Here is a 6,578-nt window from a genome sequence, read left to right as displayed (position 1 = left end):
TCTACGTGTGAAGTAGAGATCGTGATACCACGCTCACGCTCTTCTGGAGCGTTGTCGATTGACGCGAAGTCACGAGCTGAACCACCGTACACTTTTGACAGTGTAGTACAGATAGCTGCTGTTAGAGTTGTTTTACCGTGGTCAACGTGGCCGATAGTACCAACGTTTACGTGCGGTTTCGTACGTTCAAATTTTTCTTTAGACATGAGTTGTCCCTCTAGGTACGGATATAGGTGGCTTTAATTAATGACCACGCAACCAAAAATTACCGGTAGTAAAGTATATATCAAAAGGAAAGTTTTGCTTAGAGCTGGTGCTGATAGGCAGAATCGAACTGCCGACCTCATCCTTACCAAGGATGCGCTCTACCGACTGAGCTATATCAGCACTCTTAAATGAGTGGAGCGGGCAGCGGGAATCGAACCCGCATCATCAGCTTGGAAGGCTGAGGTAATAGCCATTATACGATGCCCGCACACGTAACTCTGAGAGCTATTTCCTTAAGAATATGGTGGAGGGGGACGGATTCGAACCATCGAAGGCGGAGCCGGCAGATTTACAGTCTGCTCCCTTTGGCCACTCGGGAACCCCTCCAAATTTTTTGCCATTTTCACTGCCATCAAGCCTGGCTTGAGGAGAAAATGGTGCCGACTACCGGAATCGAACTGGTGACCTACTGATTACAAGTCAGTTGCTCTACCTACTGAGCTAAGTCGGCATAAGTGGGGCGCATTCTATTGAATGATTTCTCACCTTGCAACCCTTAAACTTAAAAAAAATCAAAATTTGCCACGTTTTTGTTTATTCGATGGTTTTTCATTCAAATTTCCGGCCAATCGCTAATTATGCCATCTTTCTCATTTGCTTTATCAGCACCATATTGTATGTTCCCCTCTCTTATTCTAATTATACGATTGAGCATTTTATGAGCCCGTACTTATCTTTTGCTCGTCATCAGTGGGCAGAGTTACGTAATTCTGTACCTATGACGTTGTCGGAAGCGGACCTGCGAGAGCTGCAAGGCATTAACGAAAGCCTCACAATTCAAGAAGCGGTCGAGATCTACCTCCCGCTGGCGAGGCTGTTAAACCTGTATGTCGCTGCCAGGCAAAGCCGCAACTCAGTACTGAATCAGTTTTTAAGCAATACCGAGAAAGCACCTCCTTTTGTCATCGGCATTGCCGGCAGTGTCGCGGTAGGCAAAAGCACCACTGCACGTCTGCTGAAAGCGCTGCTGTCACGCTGGGACAACCACGCCAAGGTCGAACTGATCACTACTGATGGCTTCCTGTACCCGAACCAGGTGCTCAAAGACCGCGGTATCATGCATAAGAAAGGGTTTCCCGAGTCTTATGATATGCGCCGCCTGGTGCAATTTGTTTCCGATGTCAAAGCCGGCACACCGCATGTGACCGCACCGGTCTATTCCCATCTGACCTATGACATCACCGAGGAACAAAAGGTGGTTGACCGCCCTGATGTACTGTTGATTGAGGGATTGAACGTGCTGCAAAGCGGGATGGACTATCCGCATGACCCACACCGGGTGTTTATCTCTGATTTTCTCGACTTTTCCATCTATGTCGATGCCGACAGCAGCATGATTGAAAAATGGTACATCGAGCGCTTTATGAAATTCCGTCAGGGTGCCTTTACCAAGCCCGGCTCTTATTTCAGTCACTACACCCAGTTAAGTGAAGAAGAAGCGATCAGCAAGGCGAAAGAGATTTGGCACAGCATCAACGGTAAAAACCTGCAGGAAAACATCCTGCCGACCAAGGAACGCGCCCAGCTCATCCTGCGTAAAAGCATCGATCATACCGTCGAGCGGGTTCTGCTACGCAAATAGTGCCGTACTGGAACAAGCCGAATAAACAAAAAAGAGGCGGCTGCCTCTTTGTTGTTGTACTTCATTCTGATTGCTCTCGGCCAGAGAAAGACTGGCGCTCAAAGCACGTTACTCACCTTTACGCAGTGATATCTCACCACCGACGTAGCTTTTCAGGCCTTGCCCGGTTTCCAGCAGTACACCGCCATGAGCATCGATGCCGCGTTCGATACCACTTACCTCGTTATTGCCCATAATCAGCTTCACTTTGCGGCCGATGAAGTTATCCAGGCGGTTCCAGCGCTCGACGAAATCCTGCATACCATGCAGCTCATAGTCACGCAGCGCCTTATCCAATGCCTGAATAAAGGCGATCGCCAGCTGGTTGCGATCAATACGATCCTGACCGATCACCTCCGCCAAACTGACCCAGGGCTGATCGATAGCCGATTCACGATCCTGCATAATCAGGTTCATACCCATACCGATCACCAGATGGGCGGCACCGCCGGCCTGTCCGGACATCTCAACCAAAATCCCGGCCAGTTTGCGGTCCTGATAGTACAAATCATTTGGCCACTTGAGCTTAACACCATCAAAGCCCATGTTTTCCAGCGCTTCGACCACGGCCACACCCACAACCAGGCTCAGCCCCATCGCGGCAGCCATACCGGCTTCCAGACGCCAGTACATGGAAAAGTAGAGGTTAGAGCCAAACGGCGATATCCACTGCCGTCCGCGCCGTCCGCGACCGCTGGCCTGATATTCAGCCAGACACACAGTACCGGAGGCGATATTGTCGAGATTATCGATCAAATGCTGATTGGTTGACCCGATGATGGGATGCAACTCAACCGGATTACTGACCTGCGACTGGATAGCCGCTTCCTCCAGCATCATCAGCGGCTGGGCCAGTTGATAGCCTTTGCCCTGCACGCGGAAGACATCTACGCCCCACTCCTGGATTCCCTGGATATGTTTGCTGATGGCTGCGCGGCTCATGCCAAGCTGCTCACCTAATGATTCACCGGAATGAAAAGTGCCATCTGACAGGGTCTTTAATAACGCCAGCTTTACACTATGCTCTTTCACTACGCTTGCTCCAGTATTTCCGTTAAGTTGGTTTCCCCTTGCACGCCGATAAAGCGCACTTCATGCTCAAGGGTAATAGCATATTTGTCCTGTACCCTCTGACGGACCAATGCCGCCAGCTCAATCACATCCCGTGCCGTGGCATTATCCGCATTAATCAGCACCAAAGCCTGTTTGCTGTGTACCTGGGCACCACCAACACGAGTGCCTTTGAGACCAGCACTGTCGATAAGCCAACCGGCCGCGATTTTCATGCCGTCACCGGCCGGATACGCCACCATGTGGGGAAATTCAGCCAGCAACTGGTGATATTGTGCCTGACTTATCACCGGATTTTTGAAAAAGCTGCCCGCATTACCGACTTCATGCGGGTCCGGCAGTTTATCGAGCCGGGTCTGACACACACACTGGTATATCGCTTCAGCGCCACAGGGCTGCGCCAGTGCTTTAAGCGGCCCATAGGAAGAGACCGGCTGCCAATTCTTGGCCAGCTTAAGCCCGACAGCCACCACAATCGCCTTGTTATATAAAGCGTGCTTGAAAATAGAGTCACGATAACCAAACTGACACTGTTCAGCGGTCAGACGTTGTACCGTCAGGGTATCCAGACATAAGTAATCGACGTAATCACACACATCTTTAAATTCGACCCCATAAGCACCAATATTCTGAATCGGCGCCGAACCGGCACAGCCCGGAATCAAAGCCAGATTCTCCAGTCCGTATAACCCCTGCTCCATACACCAGGCCACCAATTGCGGCCAGTCTTCACCGCCATGGACATGCAGATAGTGAAACTCAGCATCCTGGCTGTGGTCGATGCCGGATAACTGGTTCACCATCACCAGGCCCTGATAAGGCGCAGTAAACAGAATATTACTCCCCTTACCCAGCATCAGTTTTGGCGTGTGTTGCCATTGCTCGGATTGATAAATAGAAATCAGGTCCTGAACCGACTCAATCACAGCCAGAGATCGACAAGACTGATCGATGGCGAAGGTATGGTACGGCTTTAAATTCGCGTCGAGATGTAATTGCATGGGATTCTTTGGATAAACTAAACTTGGGTCATTCTACAACAGATGCACTTTTAAGACAGATACAAATGCCGACTCTGACCTTTGAACACATAGACCCGATAAAGTTGCCTCTGGTAAAGCGTTTTTACAAACAGCACTACCCGGGCACCAAGCCAAAAAGCGATGAACTGATGATCGGTGGCTACACTGAACAGGGAATAAAAGCCATCGTGCGCTTTCGCCAGGTCGCTAAGTACCGTCTGCTGACCGGCATGGTCGTAGACAGCCGCCTGCGCGGTGACAAAATAGGCTCTCAGCTGCTGAGTTATTGTCAGCAGAACGTACTACAGGACAAGGATTACTGTTTTGCATACTCACATCTTGAGGGTTTCTATCAGCAAGCCGCGTTTGAAACCATTGATTCCAGCCAGCTGCCAGCCGAGCTGCTCGGTCTATTCCAGCGTTACAGTGCGAGTGGAAAAGATCTCATTCCAATGCAATTCATTCCAGAGATCAGGTAAGAATTGTCCTCTTTCCTAGCCATTGTTCATTCACTTTTGGTAATATGCTCTGATCGCAATTTTGCACATACGTAAGGTAAAGCATCCCTATGATTGCTCGTAGAAATCCATTCGAACAGCTACCCACTATTGCGCAAGATCCGGATAAGTTTGGTATTTTGTTCTCAGCCGAGGAATTTCGTACTCATTTGATTGAGTCGATTCGTCAGGCGAGTAAACGCATTTATATCGTGGCTCTCTACCTTGAGGACGACGAAGCTGGACGTGAAATTCTCACTGAGCTGTATGAAGCGAAGCAGCGCAACCCCGGGTTGCAAATCAGTATTTGTGTAGACTGGCATCGCGCCCAACGCGGCCTGATAGGCGCCGCGACCTCAGAAGGTAATGCGGCGATGTACAAGTCTTTTAAACAGCAGTATGACCACTGTATCCCGGTCTACGGTATTCCGGTGCGGGGCAGAGAAGTGTTTGGCGTTCTGCATCTCAAGGGCTTCATCATTGATGATGAAGTGATCTACAGCGGTGCCAGCCTGAATAACGTCTATCTGAATAAGAAAGAGCGTTACCGTTTTGACCGCTATCATACGTTCGAAAACAAAACGCTGGCTGACAGCATGGTGAAGTTTATCCAGCAACAGATGCTGGAGCACCCTGCCGTTAACGATTTGGCATGTAACAGTAAACCAAGTACCAAAGAGATTAAAGCCGATATTCGTCAGTTCCGTGCTTCGCTAACTCAGGCAAGCTACGAGTTTGAGCCGGAGAAAGTCTCAGAGCAGCAGATTGGTGTAACACCACTGGTTGGTATCGGTAAACGCCGTAACCGGCTGAACCAGTACATAGTCCAGCTCATCGCTCAGGCGAAAGAAGAAATCTTTATTTGTACCCCTTACTTCAATTTCCCGCGCGGAGTCGCGAAAGAGGTACGCAAAGCGATTCGCCGTGGAGTGAAGGTACATATCGTGGTGGGTGACAAAACCGCGAATGACTTCTACATTCCGCCAGAGCAAGGTTTTAAAACCATCGGTGGTCTGCCTTATCTGTATGAACTTAACCTGCGCCGCTTTGCCAAGCTGAACGAGGCCAATATCGCCAGCCGTAACCTGTCGATTCACTTGTGGAAAGACGGTGACAACAGCTTCCACCTCAAAGGCATCTGGATCGATAAACGTTATATGCTGCTGACCGGTAATAACCTCAATCCACGCGCGTGGAAACTGGATCTGGAGAACGCCCTGCTGATCACCGATGATCACCATCATCTGAATGAGCGCTTTGAGCAGGAGATTGAAAACATCCTGCAACATACTCAACTGGTGTGTACTTATAAGCAGATAGAGAAGATGGAAAACTACCCAGAGCAGGTCCAGCGCCTGATCCGCAAGATTATGCGCCTCAAAGCCGACCGGGTACTGAAACAGATTCTTTAACCCGTACCTGCTATATCACATAGTAAATAGCCCTGGCCTAGTACCGGGGCTTTTTTGTAAGGGTCTAGGGTCTAGGGTCTAGGGTCTAGGGTCTAGGGTCTAGAACTTAAAATAATAACCTGGGCAGATAACAAGATATTCCGGTCTCGATGTTGGCAGGAATAGATAAGGAAGTAGCGGACGGCTGGGGTCGCACACGACGGGCAGGACTCCCTGCGGGACTCGTCATCGCAACGCGATGAATTTGGCTCAGCTTAAAACGACAAAACCCCAGTATTACTGCGGGGACGCCTAGTCTAGGGTTTCGAATAAGTGGCGGACGGCCGGGCTGGCGCACCATCGGAGACGCGTACGTCCGGGACTCGTCATCGCAACGCGATGAAACTGGCTCAGCTTAAAACGACAAAACCCCAGCATTTCTGCTAGGGTTTCGAATAAGTGGCGGAGCGGACGGGACTCGAACCCGCGACCCCCGGCGTGACAGGCCGGTATTCTAACCAACTGAACTACCGCTCCGCATTGGTCAGACTATAAAAGTCTTTTTCATTTTTTGCTTTGAGCTTTTTCTTAAAAAGCTGAAAACAAGAAGTTAAAGCCTGGCGATGTTCTACTCTCACATGGGGAGGCCCCACACTACCATCGACGCTGTTTCGTTTCACTTCTGAGTTCGGAATGGAGTCAGGTGGGT

Annotated in this window: 6 protein-coding genes, 5 tRNA genes and 1 rRNA gene; 3 read left to right on the top strand and 9 right to left on the bottom strand. The window is 49.9% G+C overall.

Annotated elements, in window-relative coordinates:
• The 5 genes from E6C74_RS20905 to E6C74_RS20885 form a co-directional block, all read right to left on the bottom strand.
• Positions 1–206 (bottom strand): GTP-binding protein (locus E6C74_RS20905; RefSeq protein WP_240798233.1); only part of this gene is annotated, 206 nt, incomplete at its 3' end.
• Between the two features lie 105 nt (positions 207–311).
• Positions 312–387, bottom strand: a tRNA-Thr gene (locus E6C74_RS20900).
• 13 nt (positions 388–400) lie between these two features.
• Positions 401–475 (bottom strand) — tRNA-Gly (locus tag E6C74_RS20895).
• A gap of 34 nt (positions 476–509) precedes the next feature.
• A tRNA-Tyr gene (locus E6C74_RS20890) sits at positions 510–594 on the bottom strand.
• Between the two features lie 48 nt (positions 595–642).
• Positions 643–718: transfer RNA gene (locus E6C74_RS20885), tRNA-Thr, on the bottom strand.
• A 207-nt stretch (positions 719–925) separates the two neighbouring features.
• Between E6C74_RS20885 and coaA the strand changes: the two genes are divergently transcribed.
• Positions 926–1,849, top strand: coding sequence for a type I pantothenate kinase (gene coaA / locus E6C74_RS20880; protein WP_136487962.1), 924 nt, complete (start codon positions 926–928; stop codon positions 1,847–1,849).
• Positions 1,850–1,957: 108 nt separating this feature from the next.
• On the opposite strand, the gene birA is transcribed toward coaA, so the two are convergent.
• Positions 1,958–2,920, bottom strand: a complete 963-nt coding sequence (gene birA / locus E6C74_RS20875; protein WP_136487961.1) for a bifunctional biotin--[acetyl-CoA-carboxylase] ligase/biotin operon repressor BirA — start codon at positions 2,918–2,920, stop codon at positions 1,958–1,960.
• Positions 2,920–3,960, bottom strand: a complete 1,041-nt coding sequence (murB, locus tag E6C74_RS20870) for a UDP-N-acetylmuramate dehydrogenase (protein WP_136487960.1) — start codon at positions 3,958–3,960, stop codon at positions 2,920–2,922. Before murB ends, birA begins: the two co-directional genes overlap by 1 nt.
• A gap of 65 nt (positions 3,961–4,025) precedes the next feature.
• Between murB and E6C74_RS20865 the strand changes: the two genes are divergently transcribed.
• Both E6C74_RS20865 and pssA read left to right on the top strand, forming a co-directional pair.
• The gene (locus tag E6C74_RS20865; protein WP_136487959.1) at positions 4,026–4,460 is read left to right on the top strand and encodes a GNAT family N-acetyltransferase; all 435 of its coding nucleotides are present in this window, start codon (positions 4,026–4,028) and stop codon (positions 4,458–4,460) included.
• Between the two features lie 89 nt (positions 4,461–4,549).
• A complete protein-coding gene (pssA, locus tag E6C74_RS20860) occupies positions 4,550–5,890 on the top strand; it encodes a CDP-diacylglycerol--serine O-phosphatidyltransferase (RefSeq protein WP_136487958.1) in 1,341 nt (446 codons plus the stop codon).
• A 439-nt stretch (positions 5,891–6,329) separates the two neighbouring features.
• Here pssA and E6C74_RS20855 read toward each other — a convergent pair.
• Positions 6,330–6,406, bottom strand: a tRNA-Asp gene (locus E6C74_RS20855).
• 78 nt (positions 6,407–6,484) lie between these two features.
• Positions 6,485–6,578, bottom strand: a 5S ribosomal RNA gene (rrf, locus tag E6C74_RS20850); the annotation flags it as partial.

The sequence above is a fragment of the Vibrio sp. H11 genome, from assembly GCF_004804295.1.
Taxonomy (GTDB): Bacteria; Pseudomonadota; Gammaproteobacteria; order Enterobacterales; family Vibrionaceae; genus Vibrio; species Vibrio ostreae.
Note: the sequence above shows the minus strand (reverse complement) of the source record. Positions and strands in the feature narration are given on the sequence as shown.

What these genes read in the sequence shown, in the direction of transcription:
- pssA (WP_136487958.1), top strand. Translation starts at nt 4,550, where the DNA reads ATGATTGCTCGTAGAAATCCATTCGAACAGCTACCCACTATTGCGCAA.
- coaA (WP_136487962.1), top strand. Translation starts at nt 926, where the DNA reads ATGAGCCCGTACTTATCTTTTGCTCGTCATCAGTGGGCAGAGTTACGT.
- murB (WP_136487960.1), bottom strand. Translation starts at nt 3,960, where the DNA reads ATGCAATTACATCTCGACGCGAATTTAAAGCCGTACCATACCTTCGCC.
- E6C74_RS20865 (WP_136487959.1), top strand. Translation starts at nt 4,026, where the DNA reads ATGCCGACTCTGACCTTTGAACACATAGACCCGATAAAGTTGCCTCTG.